Raw genomic sequence first — 18,897 nt, forward strand, 5'->3', positions numbered from 1 at the left:
GGCGTGGCGCATGCCGATCAGGGAAGCCCTGCGCCGCGTGGTGGATCCGGAACTAGCGCTAAGCATCCTTGACGTTGGCCTGATCTACGCCGTCACCGTATCGGAGGGCACAGTCCATGTCTCGATGACCATGACGTCCGCCGCATGCCCGGTGGCCGACATGATCCTGGACGACGTCCAGCTCGAGCTTGAAGGCGTGATGCCGCTGGGGTACTCGATCGAACTGGAATTATGCTGGGAGCCCCCATGGACGCCAGAGCGCATGAGCGCCAGCGCAAAGCACGCCATGGGATGGTGAGCGCGGCCGCGCGTGGCGCGCAAGGGCGCCAGCGCAAGACCTGGCCTCGGCTGGCGGTGCTGCTGCTGGCGGCAATCGCGTTGCTCGCGGGCATGCTCGGCGGTCTGTTGCGCGCCGGCGTGGCGCTGCCCGGGGCAGACGGCTACAAGCTGCCTTGGCAAGCGCTGTTATTCCACGGTGCGTTGATGACTGGCGGCTTCTTCGGCACGGTCATCGGCATCGAGCGCGCGGTGGCGCTCGGCCGTCCCGCCGCCTTCGCCGCGCCGGTGGCGTCGGGGCTGGGTGCGCTGCTGATGGTGGCGGGATTTCCTGCCGCTGGCGCGTGGGCCATGGCGGCGGGTGCGCTGGTGTTCGTGGGCGTCAGCGTGGCGGTGCTGCGGCGCCAGGCGGCTGCCCATACCGCCTTGCTGCTGGTTGCCTCGGTCGCCTGGCTGGCCGGCAGCGCGGGGCTGGCCTCAGGCCGCTGGCTGGCCTCGGTCAACGCCTGGTATTTTATTTTCCTGGTTGTCACGGTGGCCGCCGAGCGGCTTGAAATGACACGCCTGATGCGCCGCCGACCCGGCGCGCAAGCGGCCTTGCTTGCCATTCTGGCGGCGCTTGTGCTAGGCGCTGCCGGCTCGGCGCTGGAAGGGAACGCGGGAAGGATCGGGGGTGTCGTGTATGGTGCATCGCTGGTGTTGCTTGCCGCCTGGCTGGCACTGTTCGACATTGCGCGCCGTACGGTGCGCAGCCCCGGACTGAGCCGCTACATGGCGGTCTGCCTGCTGCTGGGCTACGCCTGGCTGCTGGTGGCCGGCGTGGCGTGGGCGGGCACCGCGGCGGGGTGGCCCTGGCGCGACGCGGCGCTCCATGCGCTGGGACTGGGCTTCATCGTCAGCATGGTGATGGCACATGCGCCTGTCATCCTGCCGGCGATCACGCGCATCAAGCTGCRGTTCGGCAACAGTTTCTATGTGCCGCTTGCCATGCTGCACCTTTCGCTGGCCGCACGGCTGAGCCTTGGCCACCAGTCGCCGGCAGTCAAGGCCGTGGCGGCGACGGGCAACGTTGCTGCCATCCTGGTCTTCATTGCCGTCATGGCCGCCGCGGCGCGGGCATGGCGAGTCCGCGCGGCGCCGCGTTCCCGGCAGCCCTGATCGTGCCACCAGACGCCGCCGGCATGTGGCCACGTCGGCGCCAGTTGCGATGCCCTCAATTTCCGAGCGGATTCACCGCGACTGCGGCGGCATGTGGCGCGGCCGGGAACGCCCGCGCCAGCACGTCGGCGAGGGTATAGCTTTCAAGATGCTGCAGGAAACGCCTGCGAGCGCCATCCATGACGCAGCAAAGATGCTCGTCGCTCGCGAACTTGCGGGCGCTGCCGTCGGCCAGGCCGGCAACCAGATCGAAATCCGGCTCCACGCTGCGAACCACGTCGCCTAGATTGATGCTCCCTGGCCCGGATGACAGCTGCATGCCACCGCCTCTGCCGCGCACGGTCGCGATCCACCCTTGGCGGCTCAGCTTGTGCGTCACCTTGACCAAGWGGGCCCTGGAGATGCCGTAAGCCTGCGCGATTTCGCTGTTGGTACACATCCGGTCTGGATGCCGCGCCACGTAGATCAGCAGCCGTAGCGCGTAGTCGGTCATGGTGGTAAGGCGCATCGCATGGATTCCGCTTCGGGTTCGGCACCGCCATGAGGCGTTTAGCCTCCGGCAAACCGGCGCTGAAGCGCCTGGATATCGTGAATCAAGACTTCGGGGCCGGCCACGCTGATCAAGGTAGCTTCGCTGAGCCGCTGCAGGGTGCGCGAGAGCGTGGCCGGCGACAGCCCCAGCTTGGAGGCGATCAGGTTCTTGTTGACGGCAAAGCGCGTCAGGTTACCCTCTCGCGGCCCGTTCAGCAGGTAGCCGATCACCCTTTGCTGCGAGTTGTGCAGGTTCACCGTCTCGATATCCTGCACCAGGGCATGCAGACGCATCGACAGCCCGGCAAGCATGCGGCGCGCAAAGGACGGGTCGTGATCGATGGCGGCGAATATATCCTTTTTGTCGAGCAGGATAAGCAGCGTGTCTTCGAGCGCCTGGGCATCCACCAGGTAGGGGCGGTCAAGAAACATGACGGCCTCCCCAAATGCCTCGCCGGGGCCAAAGAACTCGACGACTTTCTCGGGATTGCCGTGCGCCGACGGCAGGGCCAGCTTGATCTGGCCAACAGCAACGACATATAGACCTGGAGCCGCGTCGCCGCGCCGGAAGACATGGCTGTGCTTGGGGACTCTGACCTCATGGCAGGAACCCGCAAGCTCGGCCAACTGGGTTGCATCGAGGTTCCGGAACAGCGGCAAGCTGCCAAGCAGTCCATCGAGGTTAAGTTTGTGGCGCATGGCGTGCCTCAGTGGGGGTAGTTGCATCTGTCAATCCATCGGAGCAAGCCTCCAGGGCAAACCGGCCGCGCGGGGCGGGAACATGGTTGCGTATCCGGAGCGCCACGACAGGCTTGTAGCCCGTAGGATTCCACGCCAGGCCCAAACGGATCTTGTGGCAGATCAAGTCATCCCGCCTTGGCTGGGAAGCTTCGCCGCAAATGACGTGACGCACGGATGGCTGCGCGCGGTCACTAGCGGGCGCCTCTTCTTTGCGCCATGCGCTGGCCAATTCCGGCAAGGCGATCGGGCGGCAGCCGGACGGCTGCAGGATAAACCTCGCGCTCCTCCCGCGATGCGTGCTCGGGATAGAGGGTGGCGAACGCGCCGAGCTCTGGCGGGGCAGGGTGCCTTGCCCCTTGCGACATCGCCTCCAGCCAGGGCTGCACGCAGTACCACAGCTCGCCCAGGTGCCCATGCTCGGCATCGAGCTCGTCAATTCGCGCAGTCAAGCTGGCATCACCCAGCTCGCGCAGTGCGGGAAACAGGTCCTCCTCCTCGTCCGCGTGGTGCAGCGGCGCAGCCAGCTGGAAGTACCTCAGCACGCTGGCGGCGGCGGCTCGTGCCTCTTCATCCGCGCCGTGCAGCGCCACATGCTGTTCCAGCCTGGGGCAAAGGCCGGCGAAACGCCGCACCTTGTCGTGGCAGGCCAGCAGCATCTCAATCGGTGAATCGAAGCCAGGAAGACTGGCGATGGGAGAAAACATTGTCGCGCTCCGGGTTGGCCTGGCCAGGCCATCGCCAATCGCCCGCTGCCGGGTTCGGCCAGGCGCGGACAGACTGGTCTGGTTTCAAGTATCGCCCGAAGCGCGGCGCGCCTTTTTGAGATAGCGCAAGCAGTCGCGGTGATGGCCCGCTGGCGGCCTTCGCCCCTTCGCCAGTAGTGCAACGCTTTACCGCGATCAAGGACAGCGCCGGTCTTTGGCGGCTAGCATGGCTGCGCCAAGATTGACAGCGAGGGCAGGGCAGCCGCTGCCCGCCCCCCACTTGCCTAAGCGCGGAGATTGACACGATGCCGAGACCACTTTCCCCTTCCGATATCTGCGAGGACCCCTGTGCGCCACATCCCCTATCCCGAGAGCATCTTGCGGCATGGCAGCGAGCATGAAGACCGCGCACCTGAAATACGAGAATGCCCCCGGCCCATCGGTGGTCCTTGGCTGCCTGCTGCCGGCGCCATGGCTTGGCGCCGCCGCGGGTTTGCTGCTGGCCTTCGGCTCCGCGGACGGCCTGCCATCCCGGTTCTCCCCAACCGTGCTGGCGGCGGTCCATCTGCTCGCATTGGGGATGCTGGTTCCCGTCATGCTGGGGGCACTGTTCCAGATGATGCCGGTGGTCGCCGGGGTGCGCATACGCGGGACTGCCGGACTGGCACCCTGGGTCGCGTTGACAGGAGGGAGCACCGCGCTCGCGCTGGCAGGTGGATTCCTTGCTGGCCGACCACTCGGCTTTCGCGTGGCCATCATGCTGGGGGCGCCTTTTCTCAGCCTGGTCGGACTGGCATTGCTGCGGGCGGGCGCGCGCGTGGTTGCCGTGGACGCCACCACGCGCACCCTGGCAGGCATAGGCGCGGCGCTGATCGCGACGGTCACGACCGGCGCGGCGCTGGCTGGCGTGCTTGGCGGGCAATGGCAGCTAGCGCTGGGGCCGCTGCYGCAACTGCATGTCGCCTGGGGGCTGGTTGGCTGGCTGGCCACGCTCGCGACCGGTGTCGCGACCACGGTGGTGCCGATGTTCTGGCAGACCAGGCGCCTGCCTGCCGGCCTGGAGCGCTTCTTGCCCTGGGGAATCTGGTTGCTTCTGCTGGGCTATAGCGGCGCGGTGATCGATCTGCCGCAGCGCGCCGGCGCCGGCGCGGCGCCTCTTCTGCTGCTCCTGGGGACACTCTCGGCATTCGGATTGGGCGGCATGCTGCGTGCGCGGCGCCGCCATGATCCCGGCTGGCGTCTTTGGGCGGCCGCCTGCGCGAGCGCCCTGGGCGCGGTGGCGTTGTCGCTGGCGGCCATCGCCCTGCCAACGGCCGTCGCGATCCCGTGGTGGATAGGATGCGCCGTGCTGGTCGGATGCGGGGTGCTGCCGGTAACGGCGATGACTGGCAAGATCGTGCCTTTCCTGATCTGGCTGCATTTGCGCCGCCGGTTGCCACTGCCGGCCCGGATCCCCGCCATGCAAGCGATGATTTCACCCGGGCAGCAGCGCTGGCAAGCCAACTTGCTGCTGCTCGCCTATGTCCTGCTGCTGGCGCTGCCACTGGCGCCGCGATGGCTGGCTTGGCCCGGTGGCGTGCTGTTCGCGGCTGCCAACGTCTGGCTCGGCCTGCAACTGCTGCGCGCTGTGCGGTGTTTCCGCCATGTCATGGCCACGGGCGGGCTGCCACCCCGGCACCCGGATCGGCGGGAGGCTGGGCACAGCGGGCATGTCGGGATGCCCTGATTGCCACCGTTTGACAATCACTGCCCRGCGTTTCACGCCACTGGCCCGCACCAGATTGCCTGGCTCGGCAAGTCTTCAGAGCAGTCGCCGGGAAGGCACTTGATCTGGGTCAGGCTTTTCTAAAATGCGCATTCATCATGCTTGTTTTGCGAAGCCAAGAAGACAGAATGCATGGCATGCTCGTTTCCGGAGCTCTTTTCATTCATTCGAGGAAATCGCCATGCTCGGCCTGCTCAGTTTGTCGCTGCTGGCGCTGAACACACTGTTCTGGTGCACACCGCTTTTCATCCTCGCGGTGTTGAAGTTGCTATTGCCGTTTCCCGCCGTACGGTTACGCATAGACCCTGTCCTCAATCGCCTCGCCACTGCCTGGATCACTTGCAACGATGCCTGGATCGGCCTTCTGCAACGCGAGCCCTGGGATGTGGAAGGCGTGGACCAATTGCGCTATGCCGGCTGGTATCTCGTGAATTGCAACCACCGCTCCTGGGTCGATATCTTCGTGCTCCAGCGCATCCTGAACCGGCGCATCCCGTTGCTGAAATTCTTCCTGAAGCAGCAACTGGTCTATGTGCCGGTGATCGGCCTGGCTTGGTGGGCACTGGATTTTCCGTTCATGCGCCGGCATTCCAAGGCGGCGCTGCGCAAGCGCCCGCAGTTGCGCGGGCAAGACCGTGAGACCACGCGGCGTGCCTGCGCCAAGTTCGCCTTGGTGCCGACCAGCGTAATGAATTTTGCCGAGGGCACCCGCTTTACCCCCGCCAAGCACCGGGCCCAGTCTTCACCCTACCGGCACTTGCTCAAGCCGAAGGCCGGCGCACTGGCGCTGGCGCTCAATACGATGGGCACGCAGTTTCGCGCGCTGCTGGACGTGAGCATCGTCTATCCCGACGGCACCCCCAGTTTCTGGCAACTAGCCTGCGGCCGGGCCGGACGCGTCGTCGTGCGCATTCGCGAACTGCCGATCCCGGTCGAATTCTGCAGCGGTGACTACGATGGCGATGCCGCGTTCCGCCGCGAGTTTCATCGCTGGCTGACGCAACTGTGGGAGGAGAAGGATCGGCAGATCGAAGCGATGCTGGCCCAAGCCGTGCGTTGAACACGGCTCGCCGCCGCGGTGTTTGTCCCCTGGCGCATGCACCCATCCGCCCGCCCCCCCGTCGCCGTGCCGGAATAGGTTAATCTTCCGCGCAGATGATCGGCCTCAACTCGCCGGCCGCCGGGGCGTCCTCCACCCGGGCGGCCGGCTCTCGTATCCCAAGATGAACGAACCTTCTCGCCCGCAGCTTGTTGGGGAGCATGCCTCCATCGTCGCTCTGCGTGAACTGGTCGCCCGCGTTGGGCGCAGCCAGGCTAGCACCGTGCTGATCTATGGCGAGACCGGGACGGGGAAGAGCCTGGTGGCGCGCATGCTCCACGCGCAGTCCAATCGGGCCGGGCGCGAGTTCATCGATATCAATTGCGCTGCGATTCCCGCCCAGTTGCTCGAATCCGAGTTGTTTGGCCATGAGCGTGGATCGTTTACCGGCGCGGTCAGCAGGAAGGAGGGACTGATCGAGGCGGCGAATGGCGGCACGGTCTTCCTGGACGAAGTCCGCGAGCTGGATCCCGTGATGCAGTCCAAGATCCTGACGCTGCTGGACACGCGGCGGTTCCGGCGGGTCGGCGCGGTGCGTCCCATCAGCGTGGACGCCCGCTTTATCGCAGCGACCAACAAGATCCTGCTGAGCGAGGTCAAGGCCGGCAAGTTTCGCGAGGATCTGTATTACCGGCTGCAGGTGATCGCCATCAATATCCCGCCGCTGCGCGAGCGTGGCGACGACATCTTTCTGCTCGCGAGCAACACGCTGGCGAAGTACAACGCCCAGTACGGCAGCCATTTCCGGCGGCTGGATCCGGAGGTGGAGCGCATTTTCCGCGCGTACCGGTGGCCGGGCAATGTGCGTGAACTCGAAAACCTGCTGGAGCGCATCTGCCTGCTGGAGGAGGGCGATTGCATCCGGCCGTGCCACCTGCCGGCGCGCATCCTGCGGGACGTGGCGCGGCCTGCGGACGCATTGGACGATGCCGTGGCGCAGCCGGATGCAATGAACGGGCGTGCCGGGTCCGAGCCGGGGCAGGACTATCACGAGGCCACGGCTCGCTTCCAGCGTGCGCTGATCGAGCAGACGCTGGTGTCGTGCCACCAGAACCTMAGTGCGGTGGCCGAGAGACTGGGGTTGAGCCGGCATGCCTTGCGGCACCAGATGATGAAGCTGGGCCTGCTGGCCCCGACTGCCGGAAGCGACGAGGACGATGCGTGAATTTCACGCAATTGCGGCGCCTGTTCCGCGTGAGAATCACGCGGAAGGTGAAGGGCGTTACGCTAAATCTATGAAATATAAAGATATTTTCAAAATTCGCCCTGTGGCATGCAATCTGCTCTAGATGATTCGTCAAGCCCGGCTTGGGGAAGACACCATCTGGAGAACACTGCATGCAGTCCCTGAAGATCATTTGTCCTAATGGCCATCTCGGCTTCGCCCCGTTGCGCACCGAGAGCTTTGGGTTGGGGGTGGAGGCGGGCCCTGACTACATCGCGGCCGATTCGGGAAGCGACGACGTGGGCCCGGTGCCGCTGGGGTCGGACACCTCGACGAGTCCCGAAGCCTGGCAACGCCACGATCTGGAGCAAATGCTGCTGGCGTCGCGCCGTCTCGGCGTACCGATGATCATCGGTTCGGCCGGCGACACGGGGTCGAACAGCCGTGTGGACCTGTTCGTGCGGATCATCGGCGAACTGGCCGCCAAGCATGGCCTGAAGAAGTTCCGGGTCGGCTACTTCTATTCCGAGGTGGACAAGGCTTTCCTTCGCGAGTCAATGCGGCGCGGAAAGACGGTAAGCGGGCTCGATGGCTTTGCAGACCTGACCGAAAGCGAGCTCGATGCAACCGACCGTATCGTCGCCATGGCGGGCGTCCATCCCTATGTGGCGCTGCTGCGCCAGGGCGCCGACGTGATTATTGGCGGGCGCAGCTCGGATGCCGCGGTCTTTGCCGCGCCGGCACTGCACCACGGCTTTTCCGCCGATCATTCCTACTACCTAGGCAAGGTGCTCGAGTGCGCATCGTTCTGCGCCGAGCCCTATGGCGGCAAGGAGACCGTGATGGGCGTCATCTCGCACGAGGACGTCCAGGTCACGGCGATGCATCCCGAGCAGCGCTGCACCGTCGCCTCCGTATCCGGCCATGCGATGTACGAGCGCTCCAATCCGTATGAGGAGTTTGTCGCCGGGGGCAGGCTGGACATGACGCATTGCCGCTACGCGCAGGTGGACGATCGCACCACGCGCATCACGGGCTCACGCTTTATCGAGGCGGAAACGGTCCGGGTCAAGCTGGAAGGCGCGGGGAAGGTGGGCGAGCGCTTCGTCGGCCTGTGCGGCATCCGCGACCCCTACACCATCGCCAACGTGGACCGGGTGATTGCGTGGGCACGCGAGCAGGTGCGCACGCGTTTTGGCGACAGCGGCTATCAACTGCACTACAACGTGTATGGCCGCGATGGCGTGATGGGCGAGCTGGAGCCGCTGCGCGACCGGCCGGGGCATGAGCTCTGCGTGCTGGTGCAAGGGGTCGCCCCGACCCGCGAGATGGCCGAGGAGGTGACGATGATCGGCTTGCGCCAGATGTTCTATGCGCGGCTGCCTGACGTCAAAGGCACGGCCGGTTCGGTGTCGTTCCCGCTGGACGAAGTCCTGCACGCCAGCGCGGCCTACCGTTGGACGCTGAACCACACGGTGGAGGTGCAAGACCCCATGGCGCTGTTCCCCACCCACCTCATTGAAGTTGGCGTCTGAGACGGGCGCCGCATATGGCAACGACGACGACAACGGCTACGATGACTACGACGACAGCAATGACAACGCAAAAACTGCATCAACTCGCCAAGACCATCCGCAGCAAGAACGCGGGGGTCAACAAGATCACCTTCGACATCATCTTTCGCGAGGCGGCCGAGTACGAACGCGTCAAGCGCTCGCGCGCGCTGAGCCGGGAAAGCATGGCCGCGCTCTATGGGATTCCGGTCGAACGGATCTCGGATTTCGTCGAATACGATCCCGCGTACGCCATCAAGTTCACGATCTATCGCACCCGGCCCAGCGGCAGCGCCGGCGATGGCGACATCTTTGGCGCCCAGCAGTACGCGCCGCTGCTGGACCTGGATATCCCGGCCTAGGCAGGACATCGCCGGATTCCACGGGACCCCGGGTGTCCACCCGGGGTCTGGATCCTGACATCCATGCTGCTCTACCGATTACTCCCGTTGCTACCCGTTGCTGCCCATTGAGATAGGAGCGCCGAATGCGAAAGACGTTAGCCCACATTGCGCTGTTGCTTGCCGCGATGTCCGTGGTAACCATGGCCGCGGCCCAGACCGATGCCAAGGTGCCGCCTTTGATAAGAATTGTCGTGCCGTTTTCGGCGGGCGCGAGCAATGACGTGATCGCGCGTGCGATCGCGCCGGGGCTGGCAAAGCGCCTGGGGACTACGGTCATCGTGGAAAACAAGCCGGGTGCGGCAGGCGTCGTTGGCGCCGATTCGGTTGCCAAGGCGCCACGGGACGGGTCCGTGCTGCTGCTGACGTCGTCGACCTTCCTGACCGCTGCCGCCACCCAGCCTCGTTCGCCCTACGATCCGCTTGCCGCGTTTGCGCCAGTGTCCATGGTCGCCGAGGGGCCGCTGTTGCTGGCGGTCTCGTCCTCGACCCAGATCAGGTCGCCGGCCGAGCTGATCGCGGCGGCGCGCGCCAAGCCGGGCGCGCTCACCTACGGCTCGGCGGGGATCGGTTCGCTGGCGCAACTGGCGACGGAATTGCTGTGCGACATCTCGAAAGTCCAGATGATGCATGTCCCGTACAAAGGGGCTTCCAACGCGATGATCGATCTGGCCGCGGGGCAGATCGACGTCATGATGTCCAACTACAGCTCGCTGGTGACGCAGTTGAAGTCCGGCAAGGTACGGGCGCTGGCGGTGACCTCGCAGCGGCCGAACCCGGCGTTTCCCGAGTTGCCGTCGCTGGCGGCATCGGTGCCAGGCTACGGGATCGAGATCTGGGTCGGCGTCCTCGCACCTGCCGGCACGCCCGCGCCGCTGGTCCAGAGGCTGAACCGCGAGATCAATGAGATCGCTGCGTCGCAGGATGTGCGCATCGTGCTTGAACCGGACGGCTCGGCGCCCAAGGCAATGAGTCCGTCCGAATTCGGCGCGCGCATGAGGCAGGATCTTGCGCAGTGGAAGCACATCGCCAGCGACAGGAAGATCGTGGCGGAATGAGGAGTGGAGTGAGGGAAGGGGGGAAGAGGCCTCAGGCGCCGCCCAGCAAGTCGTGCGCATTCAGGATCGCGTACGCCATATCCGGCTTTGCCTCAAGGCAACGGCGTATCGCCGCGGGAATCGCCTGCTTGGTCTTGCGGCACAGCCCGGTTTGCTCTTCCACCTGGATGTTGATGCCGCGCACCGTGCGCACTTCGTGGATGCTAGGTGTGATCGTCAGGACGATGCCCAGTTGCGCATGCATGCGCTTTTCCATGTCCTTGAGCTCGGCAAGGCTCGACAGGCTTTCCAGGCGGGCGATCAGTCGCTTTTCCTCTTCCCGGGTCAGCCTCAGGATCCGCATGTCGGATTGCGGGTCGTCCAGCAACGCCTCGCGACCGCATGTGCAGGCGCCTGGCGGACACTCCTTGCGAATCGGAAAGGGGGCGTTCATGTCGTCGAGGCGATGTGCGCTCATCCGGAGGGGAGGGATATCTTAAATCAAGAATCAAGGGCCCCGCTGGGCGCCGGCCCTTGCCGGGATTGAACGGGCCGGCCGGCGAGAAACCGCCGGAAGGTTTATCCTCGCCGTGTCGCGCAACCCGCCGCGGCGCAATTCGCCCGCCGGCGGGATGCCGCGTCTGGCAATCACAACCAAGGACACCCCCATGTCGCTCTCGATGTATGAAGTATCGATTCCAGCCTTTATCCGGGCTTTTGGCAGCTTGTCGGCCATCCTGGACAAAGGCGCCGCATTCGCACAGGCGCAGGGCATGGACCCGGCCGACCTGATCCAGACCCGCCTGGTGGCGGACATGGACCCGCTGCCCGCACAGGTGCAGCGCGCCAGCGACACCGCAAAGGGTTGCGCGGCGCGGCTGGCTGGCATCGAGATGCCAGCCTTTGCCGACACCGAAACCACGTTTCCGGAACTGCAGGAGCRCATCGCCAGGACGGTGGCCTTCCTGAATACCATCCAGCCCGCCCAGCTCGAGGGCAGCGAAACGCGCACCATCGAGCTCAAGCTGCGCCCCGAGCCCGTCACGTTCGACGGCAAGTCCTACCTGCTGGGCTTTGTGCTGCCGAATTTCTATTTTCACGTGACCACGGCTTACGACATCCTGCGCCACAAGGGCGTGCCGGTGGGCAAGCGCGACTATCTCGGCCTGTCCTGATCGAGATCGGCGCCGGCCTGACGGTGACCGGGGTGCAAAGCCTGTTACCCTATCCCGGCCCGAAGCGGCGCGGCGGTGTGTCCATCCGTGCTGGCACAGGCGTGATGCGCCGGGGTCAGGCCCTGGCGGCGGCCAGCTTGCGCTCGCCCAAGGGGTGTTGCTCCAGCCGGTCCAGGCGCCCGCTCAGCGCGGTCAGGCCAAGCGCCGCCAGTACCACCAGCGCGCCAATCCACGGTGTATGCATCAGGCCCAAATGGGTCACGATCAGGCCGCCGGCCCAGGCCGCGCCGGCAATGCCCAGGTTGAAGGCGGCGATATTGAGGCCCGATGCCACATCGACGGCACCCGGCGCATGGCGCTCCGCCTGCTTGACCACATAGACCTGCAGCGCCGGCACATTGCCGAAGGCAACGGCGCCCCAGGCCAGCACGGTCGCAACCACCAGCCAGCGGTGCGGCGCGGTGAAGGTCAGCGCAAACAGCACGATGGACAGCAGCAGGAACACGATCTTGAGCGCGGCAATGGGGCCGTGGCGGTCGGCCAGGCGGCCGCCCCAGATGTTGCCCGCGGCGACCGACACGCCGTACACCAGCATCACCAGCCCGACCGCGCTGGCGCTGAAGCCCGATACGTCCTGCAGGATGGGGGCGAGGAAGGTGAAGGGGATGAACGAGCCGCCATAGCCGATCGCGGTCTTGGCGTAGACCAGCAGCAGGCGCGGCTCGGCCAGCACCTTGGCTTGTTGCAGCAACGAGGCGGGGGCGCCGTGGCGGATATTGGCCGGGACAAACATCACGCTGCCGACAAGGGACCCGATCGAGAAGAACACCCCGTGGGCCAGGCCGGTCAGGATACGCGCCAGGATCAGCGATTCGTAGCCGGGCGCCTTCCACGCCAGCAGGTTGCCCAGCGTGAACAGGGCCATCAGCGATACCAGCAGCGCCTTGCGCGGCAGGCGGCCGGTGAGGGCGGTCAGCACCGGGGCGCCAATGGCCACGCCGAGCGCATAGAGGCTCACCAGCAGGCCGGCCGATGGCAGCGTGATGTGCAGATCGGCGGCGATGGTGGGGATCAGGCCGACGATGACGAATTCGGTGGTCCCGATGGCAAACGCGCTGATGGTCAGCGCGAACAGGGCAATGGGCATGGTGGGCTCCAGGAGCGTCCGGAATTAGGATGGACGCAGTTTGCCGCTGTCTTTCTTGCAGATTAAGTGGGTGATCTGGATAAGATATTTGATTAGTATTCAACAATGAAGATCACACTCGAAGAACTGCAGGCCTTTGCCACCGTGGTGGACAGCGGCTCCATCACGGCTGCGGCCGAGCAACTGGGGCAGACCGTCTCCGGCATCAGCCGTGCGCTGAGCCGCCTGGAAGACAAGGTGGGCACCACCCTACTGCACCGGACCACGCGCCGGCTGGCGCTGAGCGAGGAGGGCGAGGCACTGCTGGCCCACGCGCGCGCGATCCTGGCTTCGGTGGAACTGGCGGAGGAGCAGATGGCCGTGCGCCGCCAGCGGCCGGCGGGGCGGCTGCGGGTCAATGCGGCGTCCCCTTTCATGCTGCACGCGATCGTGCCGCTGGTCGGGGAATTCCGCCGGGCTTATCCGGAAATCGAGCTGGAGCTCAATACCAACGACCAGATCATCGACCTGCTCGAGCATCGTACCGACGTGGCGATCCGTATCGGCGCGCTGCGGGACTCCACCCTGCATGCCCGCGCGCTGGCCAGCAGCCGTGTGCGCGTGCTGGCCAGCCCAGCCTATCTCAAGGCGCGGGGCCGCCCGGAAAGCGTGGCGGACCTTGCCGGGCACAGCCTGATCGGCTTCAACCAGCCCGAATCGCTCAATCGCTGGCCCCTGCGCGGCGCCGTGGGCGAAGAGGTGCAGATCACGCCGCATCTGTCGGCATCGAGCGGCGAAACCCTGCGCCAGCTGGCACTGGCGGGCGAGGGCCTGGTCTGCCTGTCGGATTTCATGACCGACGCGGACCGGCGCCGCGGCGACCTGGTGCAGGTGCTGATGGCGCACACCATCGACGAACGTCAGTCGATCAACGCGGTCTATTACCTCAACACCCAGCTTTCGGCGCGCATCGCCAGCTTCCTGGATTTTGTTGGCGGCAAGCTGCGCGAGGCGGCTTGGGCGCAACTTTAGGCCGGCGGGCCAAGCGCCAGCGCCTGAGCGTGGCCTTGGCAATAGGGGAAATCAAGGAGGCGGCTGGAGCGGATTGCGCTCCTGTGCGAAAATAGCGAGTTCGCCGCAGTTTCCTGGCCAATAGTCGCCACGCGTCGCCAGTTGCCCGCCCGGCATTCGCCGCGCGCCTGCACCGACTGCCTCACTGCACCACCCACAGCACGACCTACAAGAGCTACCAGAGCTTTACCAGCCAGCATGACTTACGCCGTCAAGGAAATCTTCTACACACTGCAGGGCGAAGGCGCCAACGCGGGCCGCGCAGCCGTGTTCTGCCGCTTCTCCGGATGCAATCTCTGGAGTGGGCGCGAGGAAGACCGTGCCAGCGCGGTCTGCCAGTTCTGCGACACCGACTTCGTTGGCACCGATGGCACCGAGGGCGGCAAGTACCGCACCGCCGAGGCGCTCGCCGACAAGGTAGCGGCCCAGTGGCCACAGGCTGTGGATAGCAGCGGCGCCGGGCGTCCGCTGGTGGTCTGCACGGGCGGCGAGCCGCTGCTGCAGTTGGATGCGCCGCTGATCGACGCGCTGCATGCGCGCGGCTTCGAGATCGCCATCGAGACCAATGGCACATTGCCGGTGCCCGAGGGCATCGACTGGGTTTGCGTGAGCCCCAAGATGGGCTCCGAACTGGTGGTCAGGCGCGGCGACGAACTCAAGGTGGTGATCCCGCAGGATGGCCAGGATTTCGCCGCATACGAGCGCCTTGATTTCCGCTATTTCCTGGTGCAGGCCATGGACGGCCCGCTGGCACGGCAAAATACCGCGCTGGCGGTGGAGTTCTGCCAGCGCCGTCCGCTCTGGCGCCTTTCGCTGCAGACCCACAAGCTGCTCGGCATCCGGTAGGCAAATCGCGCAAATCGCGCCGGTACGCACCGGCACACCTCGGCACCCATTGGCCCACATGAACAAGCAAGTTTCCATTACCCGCCGTCTGGAGTTCGACTCCGGCCACCGCATTCCCAACCATGGCGGCCAGTGCCGCAACATCCATGGCCATCGCTATCGCCTGGACCTGACGCTGTCGGGCGAGGTGCTGCATCGCGCCGGCGCCTCGGACGAGGGCATGATCCTGGACTTCAGCGATATCAAGGCGCTGGCCACGGAACACCTGGTGTCCAAGTGGGACCACGCTTTCCTGATCCATCGCGGCGATACCGCGCTGCTGAACTTCCTGCAGACCATGGACGGGCACAAGACGGTGGTGCTCGATGCCATCCCGACCGTGGAGAACCTGGCGCAGATCGCCTTTGACATGCTGGCCCCGGTGTTCAAGGATTGCTTCGGGCACCAGTTGCAGCTCACCCGCCTGGTGCTGTTCGAGACCCCGAACTGCTGGGCCGAGGTCAGCGCTGCCTTCAGCCTGCCGGCGCAGGACTGACTCGCCGCATGACGCAGCCGCGATGACCGAGCCGACCCTGCCGCCCGAGGCCAGCCTGGCAAGCCCGGATCTTTCCATGGATCCTGCGCTTGCGCGCGATCGCCGCTATATGCAGGCCGCGCTTGACGAAGCGCGCCTGGCCGAAGCCGCTGGCGAAGTCCCGGTGGGCGCGGTCGTGGTGTGGAACGACACCATCATCGCGCGCGGCCACAACCTGCCGATCCGCTCGGTCGATCCTTCCGCGCATGCTGAAATGCAGGCGCTGCGCGCCGCTGCCCGCGTGATCGGCAACTACCGCATGCCGGAGTGCGAGCTGTACGTGACGCTGGAACCCTGCGTGATGTGCAGCGGCGCGATCCTGCATGCGCGGATTCGTCACGTGGTGTTTGGCGCCAGCGATCCCAAGACCGGCGCCGCGGGCAGTGTGCTGAACCTGTTCGAGCAGGCGCAGCTCAATCACCAGACCACCATTGCCGGCGGGGTGATGGCCGACGAGTGCTCGCGGATGCTGAAGGATTTCTTCGGCGGCAGGCGCCGGGCCCAGAAGGCCGCGCAGAAGGCGGCGCAAGAAGCCGGGCAAGAAGCCGCGCAGGCCGTGGGGGCCAGCGATGCGCCTGCCTGCGCGCATTGCGCCGCTGCCGCGCCTGCTGCCTCCATCGACACCGACACCGACACCGACACCGACACCGACCCAAACCAGAACCCCGACGCATGAGCCAGCCCACGCCTACGCCCACGCCAGCCACCGAAGTCCGCCTGATTGCGTCTTCCGGCTATCCGCACGACGTCGCCATCGCCGCGCGCGGCTGCGCCTGGCTCAAAGGGCAGGGCTTTCATGTCGGCAACCCGGATGTGCTGGCGCGCCGCTACCTGCGCTTTGGCGGCAGCGATGCCGAACGGCTGGCCGACCTGCATGCCATCGGCACCGGCGCGGCGCACGAGCTGACGCTGGCTGTGCGCGGCGGCTACGGTATTGCACGGCTGCTGGAGCAGGTGGACTTTGCCCGCATTGCCGAGCAGGCGCGCGCCAGCCAGACGCCCATCGTCKGCCACAGCGATTTCACGGCCTTCCAGCTGGCGTACCTGGCGGCCACTGGCGGCGTTACCTTTGCCGGTCCGATGCTGCTGGCGGATTTTGGCGCGGACGTGGTCGATCCGTTCATGTGGCAGCACTTCAACGGCGTGCTGCGCGATCCGGCCTACACCATCGACGTGGATGCGCCGCAGGCTGGCGGCCAGCCTTTTACGGGCGCGTTGTCGGGCACGCTGTGGGGCGGCAACATGGCGATGCTGTGCAGCTTGCTGGGCACGCCGTTCATGCCGGCGGTGCAGGGCGGCATCCTGTTCCTGGAAGACGTCAACGAGCCGCCTTACCGGGTCGAGCGCATGCTGCTGCAGCTGGACCAGGCTGGCGTGCTCGGCGCGCAGCGCGCGATCCTGCTGGGCGACTTTTCCAATTACCGCGTGACGGATTACGACAACGGCTACGAYCTGCCCGCCGTGGTGGCGTACATGCAGGAGCGCTTGTCGGTGCCGGTCCTCACCGGCCTGCCGTTCGGCCACTGCCCGCGCAAGTTGACCCTGCCGGTGGGAGGGCAGGCGCAGTTGAGCGCACGTGCGGACGGGTTTTCGCTGTCGCTGTCGGGTTACCCGGTGTTGAAAGCGGCGCCTTGCGCCCGCATCTGAGGCTTATCGCTTCGTTCCTTTGCCCGCCAGTGGTAAAATCGCCGGTTGTTTCCCGATTTCCCTGCCCGGGCCCCGCGCCAACGCGCCGCCAGGTTGCCATGCCTGGCTTTGTGCCGTTCATGCAGCTAAGCAAGCCAGGCTAAGCAATTGGCAATTAGCAATTCGCACAGCCATTTGCGCAGCCATCAGCAGGGCGGCAGCCCGAGGCAAGCGCGGCAAGTCCCGCGCCTCATCATCCATACAAGGTCCCAGACGTGCTTTCTACCGCAAACATCACCATGCAGTTCGGCCCCAAGCCGTTGTTCGAGAATATCTCGGTCAAGTTCGGCGAGGGCAACCGCTACGGCTTGATCGGCGCGAACGGTTGCGGCAAGTCCACCTTCATGAAGATCCTCGGCGGTGATCTCGAGCAGTCCGCCGGCACCGTCATGCTGGAGCCGGGCGTGCGCCTGGGCAAGCTGCGCCAGGACCAGTTCGCCTATGAAGACATGCGCGTGCTGGACGTGGTCATGATGGGCCACACCGAGATGTGGGCCGCCGCCGCCGAGCGCGACGCGATCTACGCCAACCCGGAAGCCACCGACGAAGACTACATGAAGGCCGCCGAGCTGGAGGCCAAGTATGCCGAGTACGACGGCTACACGGCCGAAGCACGTGCCGGCGAGCTGCTGCTGGGCGTGGGCATCCCCACCGACCAGCACCAGGGCACCATGAGCAACGTGGCGCCGGGCTGGAAGCTGCGCGTGCTGCTGGCACAGGCCCTGTTCTCGAACCCGGACGTGCTGCTGCTCGACGAGCCGACCAATAACCTCGACATCAATACGATCCGCTGGCTGGAACAAGTGCTCAACGAGCGCAATTCCACCATGATCATCATCTCCCACGATCGCCACTTCCTGAACTCCGTGTGCACGCACATGGCCGACATGGACTACGGCACGCTCAAGGTCTACCCGGGCAACTACGACGACTACATGGAAGCCTCCATGCAGGCGCGCGAACGCCAACTGGCGGCCAACAGCCGTGCCAAGGAGCGTATCGGCGAACTGCAGGACTTCGTGCGCCGTTTCTCGGCCAATAAGTCCAAGGCACGCCAGGCCACCTCGCGCCTGAAGCAGATCGACAAGATCAAGGTCGAGGACATCAAGCCGTCGTCGCGCCAGAATCCCTTCATCCGCTTCGAGTTCGACAAGAAGCTGCACAACCTGGCGGTGGAAGCGGAAGGCGTCACCAAGACCTACGACCGCAAGGTCATCAACAACCTGTCGATGGCGATCCAGGCCGGCGAGCGCGTGGCCATCATCGGCGAGAACGGCGCCGGCAAGACCACCTTGCTGCGCAGCCTGCTGGGCAGCACCGTCAAGGGCGGCGTGGAAGTCGATCGCGGCACCATCAAGTGGGCCGAGAACGCCAATGTCGGCTATATGCCGCAGGACACCTTCGAGGAGTTCCCGGTCGACCGCGACCTGATCGACTGGATGAGCCAGTGGACCCAGGCCGGCGACGACGACCAGTCGCTGCGCGGCACCATGGGCCGCCTGCTGTTCTCGGCCGACGACATCAAGAAGTCGGTCAAGGTGCTGTCCGGCGGCGAGAAGGGCCGCATGATCTGGGGCAAGCTGATGCTGGGCCGCCACAATGTGCTGGCGCTCGRCGAGCCGACCAATCACATGGACATGGAATCGATCGAATCGCTGCAGATCGCGCTGGACAAGTTCACCGGCACGCTGGTCTTCGTCTCGCACGACCGTGTGTTCGTGAGCGGCCTGGCCACGCGCGTGATCGAAGTGCGCAACGACGGCACGCTGACCGATTACCTGGGTACGTATGACGAGTACCTGGAATCGCAGGGTATCAACGACTAAGCAGCAAAAGCCTCGGGCAAACAAGAAGGGCCGCCAAGCGCGGCCCTTCTTGTTTTTGCGGCCGGGAGCCATTGCGGCCACTCAGGCCGATGCATGCCCGTCGTCGCGCACCATCCTGTCGAGCTGGTCGATGATGGCGCCGGCGGTAATCTCCCCTTTGGCC

The 18,897-nt window shown here is 65.5% G+C and carries 20 protein-coding genes; 15 read left to right on the forward strand and 5 right to left on the reverse strand.

Annotation, left to right across the window (positions count from 1 at the left end):
- Together AC1DS3_RS26350 and AC1DS3_RS26355 are read left to right on the forward strand one after the other, a co-directional pair.
- A partial coding sequence (locus AC1DS3_RS26350) for a metal-sulfur cluster assembly factor (RefSeq protein ID WP_477128271.1) occupies nucleotides 1-298 on the forward strand: 298 nt, incomplete at its 5' end.
- Nucleotides 247-1,434, forward strand: a complete 1,188-nt coding sequence (locus tag AC1DS3_RS26355) for a hypothetical protein (protein ID WP_477128272.1) — start codon at nucleotides 247-249, stop codon at nucleotides 1,432-1,434. The genes AC1DS3_RS26350 and AC1DS3_RS26355, both read left to right, overlap by 52 nt.
- Nucleotides 1,435-1,489: 55 nt before the next feature.
- On the opposite strand, the gene AC1DS3_RS26360 is transcribed toward AC1DS3_RS26355, so the two are convergent.
- The 3 genes from AC1DS3_RS26360 to AC1DS3_RS26370 form a co-directional block, all read right to left on the reverse strand.
- A complete protein-coding gene (locus AC1DS3_RS26360; RefSeq protein ID WP_477128273.1) occupies nucleotides 1,490-1,942 on the reverse strand; it encodes an RrF2 family transcriptional regulator in 453 nt (150 codons plus the stop codon).
- Nucleotides 1,943-1,983: 41 nt separating this feature from the next.
- Nucleotides 1,984-2,664, reverse strand: a complete 681-nt coding sequence (locus tag AC1DS3_RS26365; protein WP_441639971.1) for a Crp/Fnr family transcriptional regulator — start codon at nucleotides 2,662-2,664, stop codon at nucleotides 1,984-1,986.
- 233 nt (nucleotides 2,665-2,897) lie between these two features.
- The gene (locus AC1DS3_RS26370; RefSeq protein ID WP_441639972.1) at nucleotides 2,898-3,410 is read right to left on the reverse strand and encodes a hemerythrin domain-containing protein; all 513 of its coding nucleotides are present in this window, start codon (nucleotides 3,408-3,410) and stop codon (nucleotides 2,898-2,900) included.
- Nucleotides 3,411-3,795: 385 nt separating this feature from the next.
- Between AC1DS3_RS26370 and AC1DS3_RS26375 the strand changes: the two genes are divergently transcribed.
- The 6 genes from AC1DS3_RS26375 (at nucleotide 3,796) to AC1DS3_RS26400 (ending at nucleotide 10,451) form a co-directional block, all read left to right on the forward strand.
- Nucleotides 3,796-5,136 carry a hypothetical protein gene (locus tag AC1DS3_RS26375; RefSeq protein ID WP_477128274.1) on the forward strand — a complete coding sequence of 447 codons (1,341 nt, stop codon included), beginning with the start codon at nucleotides 3,796-3,798 and terminating at the stop codon, nucleotides 5,134-5,136.
- 220 nt (nucleotides 5,137-5,356) lie between these two features.
- Nucleotides 5,357-6,235: an acyltransferase gene (locus AC1DS3_RS26380; RefSeq protein ID WP_441639998.1), complete on the forward strand. Its 879-nt coding sequence runs from the start codon at nucleotides 5,357-5,359 to the stop codon at nucleotides 6,233-6,235.
- Nucleotides 6,236-6,398: 163 nt separating this feature from the next.
- A complete protein-coding gene (locus AC1DS3_RS26385; protein ID WP_441639974.1) occupies nucleotides 6,399-7,439 on the forward strand; it encodes a sigma-54 interaction domain-containing protein in 1,041 nt (346 codons plus the stop codon).
- 173 nt (nucleotides 7,440-7,612) lie between these two features.
- The gene (locus AC1DS3_RS26390; protein ID WP_441639975.1) at nucleotides 7,613-8,974 is read left to right on the forward strand and encodes an acyclic terpene utilization AtuA family protein; all 1,362 of its coding nucleotides are present in this window, start codon (nucleotides 7,613-7,615) and stop codon (nucleotides 8,972-8,974) included.
- A gap of 59 nt (nucleotides 8,975-9,033) precedes the next feature.
- Nucleotides 9,034-9,354 (forward strand): DUF4387 domain-containing protein, encoded by a 321-nt coding sequence (locus AC1DS3_RS26395; protein ID WP_477109527.1) that lies wholly within the window; start codon nucleotides 9,034-9,036, stop codon nucleotides 9,352-9,354.
- 125 nt (nucleotides 9,355-9,479) lie between these two features.
- Entirely contained in the window at nucleotides 9,480-10,451 is a 972-nt protein-coding gene (locus AC1DS3_RS26400) for a tripartite tricarboxylate transporter substrate binding protein (RefSeq protein ID WP_441639977.1), read from the forward strand.
- 31 nt (nucleotides 10,452-10,482) lie between these two features.
- Here the strand turns inward: AC1DS3_RS26400 and AC1DS3_RS26405 are convergent, their stop codons facing one another.
- Entirely contained in the window at nucleotides 10,483-10,884 is a 402-nt protein-coding gene (locus tag AC1DS3_RS26405) for a hypothetical protein (protein WP_441639999.1), read from the reverse strand.
- Nucleotides 10,885-11,098: 214 nt separating this feature from the next.
- Here AC1DS3_RS26405 and AC1DS3_RS26410 point away from each other — a divergent pair, with 214 nt between their 5' ends.
- The gene (locus AC1DS3_RS26410) at nucleotides 11,099-11,605 is read left to right on the forward strand and encodes a DUF1993 domain-containing protein (RefSeq protein WP_477128275.1); all 507 of its coding nucleotides are present in this window, start codon (nucleotides 11,099-11,101) and stop codon (nucleotides 11,603-11,605) included.
- 115 nt (nucleotides 11,606-11,720) lie between these two features.
- On the opposite strand, the gene AC1DS3_RS26415 is transcribed toward AC1DS3_RS26410, so the two are convergent.
- The gene (locus AC1DS3_RS26415; RefSeq protein ID WP_477128276.1) at nucleotides 11,721-12,752 is read right to left on the reverse strand and encodes an MFS transporter; all 1,032 of its coding nucleotides are present in this window, start codon (nucleotides 12,750-12,752) and stop codon (nucleotides 11,721-11,723) included.
- A gap of 105 nt (nucleotides 12,753-12,857) precedes the next feature.
- Here AC1DS3_RS26415 and AC1DS3_RS26420 point away from each other — a divergent pair, with 105 nt between their 5' ends.
- The 6 genes from AC1DS3_RS26420 to AC1DS3_RS26445 all read left to right on the forward strand — a co-directional run bounded on the left by AC1DS3_RS26420 (nucleotide 12,858) and on the right by AC1DS3_RS26445 (nucleotide 18,734).
- Complete coding sequence (locus tag AC1DS3_RS26420; RefSeq protein WP_441639980.1) at nucleotides 12,858-13,763, forward strand: LysR substrate-binding domain-containing protein; 906 nt, start codon at nucleotides 12,858-12,860, stop codon at nucleotides 13,761-13,763.
- A gap of 237 nt (nucleotides 13,764-14,000) precedes the next feature.
- Nucleotides 14,001-14,648 (forward strand): 7-carboxy-7-deazaguanine synthase, encoded by a 648-nt coding sequence (gene queE, locus AC1DS3_RS26425; protein WP_441639981.1) that lies wholly within the window; start codon nucleotides 14,001-14,003, stop codon nucleotides 14,646-14,648.
- A 58-nt stretch (nucleotides 14,649-14,706) separates the two neighbouring features.
- Nucleotides 14,707-15,183, forward strand: a complete 477-nt coding sequence (queD, locus tag AC1DS3_RS26430) for a 6-carboxytetrahydropterin synthase QueD (protein WP_006159634.1) — start codon at nucleotides 14,707-14,709, stop codon at nucleotides 15,181-15,183.
- A 22-nt stretch (nucleotides 15,184-15,205) separates the two neighbouring features.
- Nucleotides 15,206-15,898: a tRNA adenosine(34) deaminase TadA gene (gene tadA, locus AC1DS3_RS26435; protein WP_441639982.1), complete on the forward strand. Its 693-nt coding sequence runs from the start codon at nucleotides 15,206-15,208 to the stop codon at nucleotides 15,896-15,898.
- Nucleotides 15,895-16,869 (forward strand): muramoyltetrapeptide carboxypeptidase, encoded by a 975-nt coding sequence (ldcA, locus tag AC1DS3_RS26440; protein ID WP_477128277.1) that lies wholly within the window; start codon nucleotides 15,895-15,897, stop codon nucleotides 16,867-16,869. Before tadA ends, ldcA begins: the two co-directional genes overlap by 4 nt.
- A 254-nt stretch (nucleotides 16,870-17,123) precedes the next feature.
- Complete coding sequence (locus tag AC1DS3_RS26445; RefSeq protein ID WP_477128278.1) at nucleotides 17,124-18,734, forward strand: ABC-F family ATPase; 1,611 nt, start codon at nucleotides 17,124-17,126, stop codon at nucleotides 18,732-18,734.
- Nucleotides 18,735-18,897: the final 163 nt, after the last annotated feature.

The sequence above is a fragment of the Cupriavidus sp. 01L46 genome, from assembly GCF_056399905.1.

Coding starts and splice junctions, on each gene's coding strand:
- AC1DS3_RS26400 (WP_441639977.1), top strand. CDS start 9,480: ATGCGAAAGACGTTAGCCCACATTGCGCTGTTGCTTGCCGCGATGTCC.
- queE (WP_441639981.1), top strand. CDS start 14,001: ATGACTTACGCCGTCAAGGAAATCTTCTACACACTGCAGGGCGAAGGC.
- AC1DS3_RS26370 (WP_441639972.1), bottom strand. CDS start 3,410: ATGTTTTCTCCCATCGCCAGTCTTCCTGGCTTCGATTCACCGATTGAG.
- queD (WP_006159634.1), top strand. CDS start 14,707: ATGAACAAGCAAGTTTCCATTACCCGCCGTCTGGAGTTCGACTCCGGC.
- AC1DS3_RS26380 (WP_441639998.1), top strand. CDS start 5,357: ATGCTCGGCCTGCTCAGTTTGTCGCTGCTGGCGCTGAACACACTGTTC.
- AC1DS3_RS26415 (WP_477128276.1), bottom strand. CDS start 12,752: ATGCCCATTGCCCTGTTCGCGCTGACCATCAGCGCGTTTGCCATCGGG.
- AC1DS3_RS26390 (WP_441639975.1), top strand. CDS start 7,613: ATGCAGTCCCTGAAGATCATTTGTCCTAATGGCCATCTCGGCTTCGCC.
- AC1DS3_RS26420 (WP_441639980.1), top strand. CDS start 12,858: ATGAAGATCACACTCGAAGAACTGCAGGCCTTTGCCACCGTGGTGGAC.
- AC1DS3_RS26395 (WP_477109527.1), top strand. CDS start 9,034: ATGACAACGCAAAAACTGCATCAACTCGCCAAGACCATCCGCAGCAAG.
- AC1DS3_RS26365 (WP_441639971.1), bottom strand. CDS start 2,664: ATGCGCCACAAACTTAACCTCGATGGACTGCTTGGCAGCTTGCCGCTG.
- tadA (WP_441639982.1), top strand. CDS start 15,206: ATGACCGAGCCGACCCTGCCGCCCGAGGCCAGCCTGGCAAGCCCGGAT.
- AC1DS3_RS26405 (WP_441639999.1), bottom strand. CDS start 10,884: ATGAACGCCCCCTTTCCGATTCGCAAGGAGTGTCCGCCAGGCGCCTGC.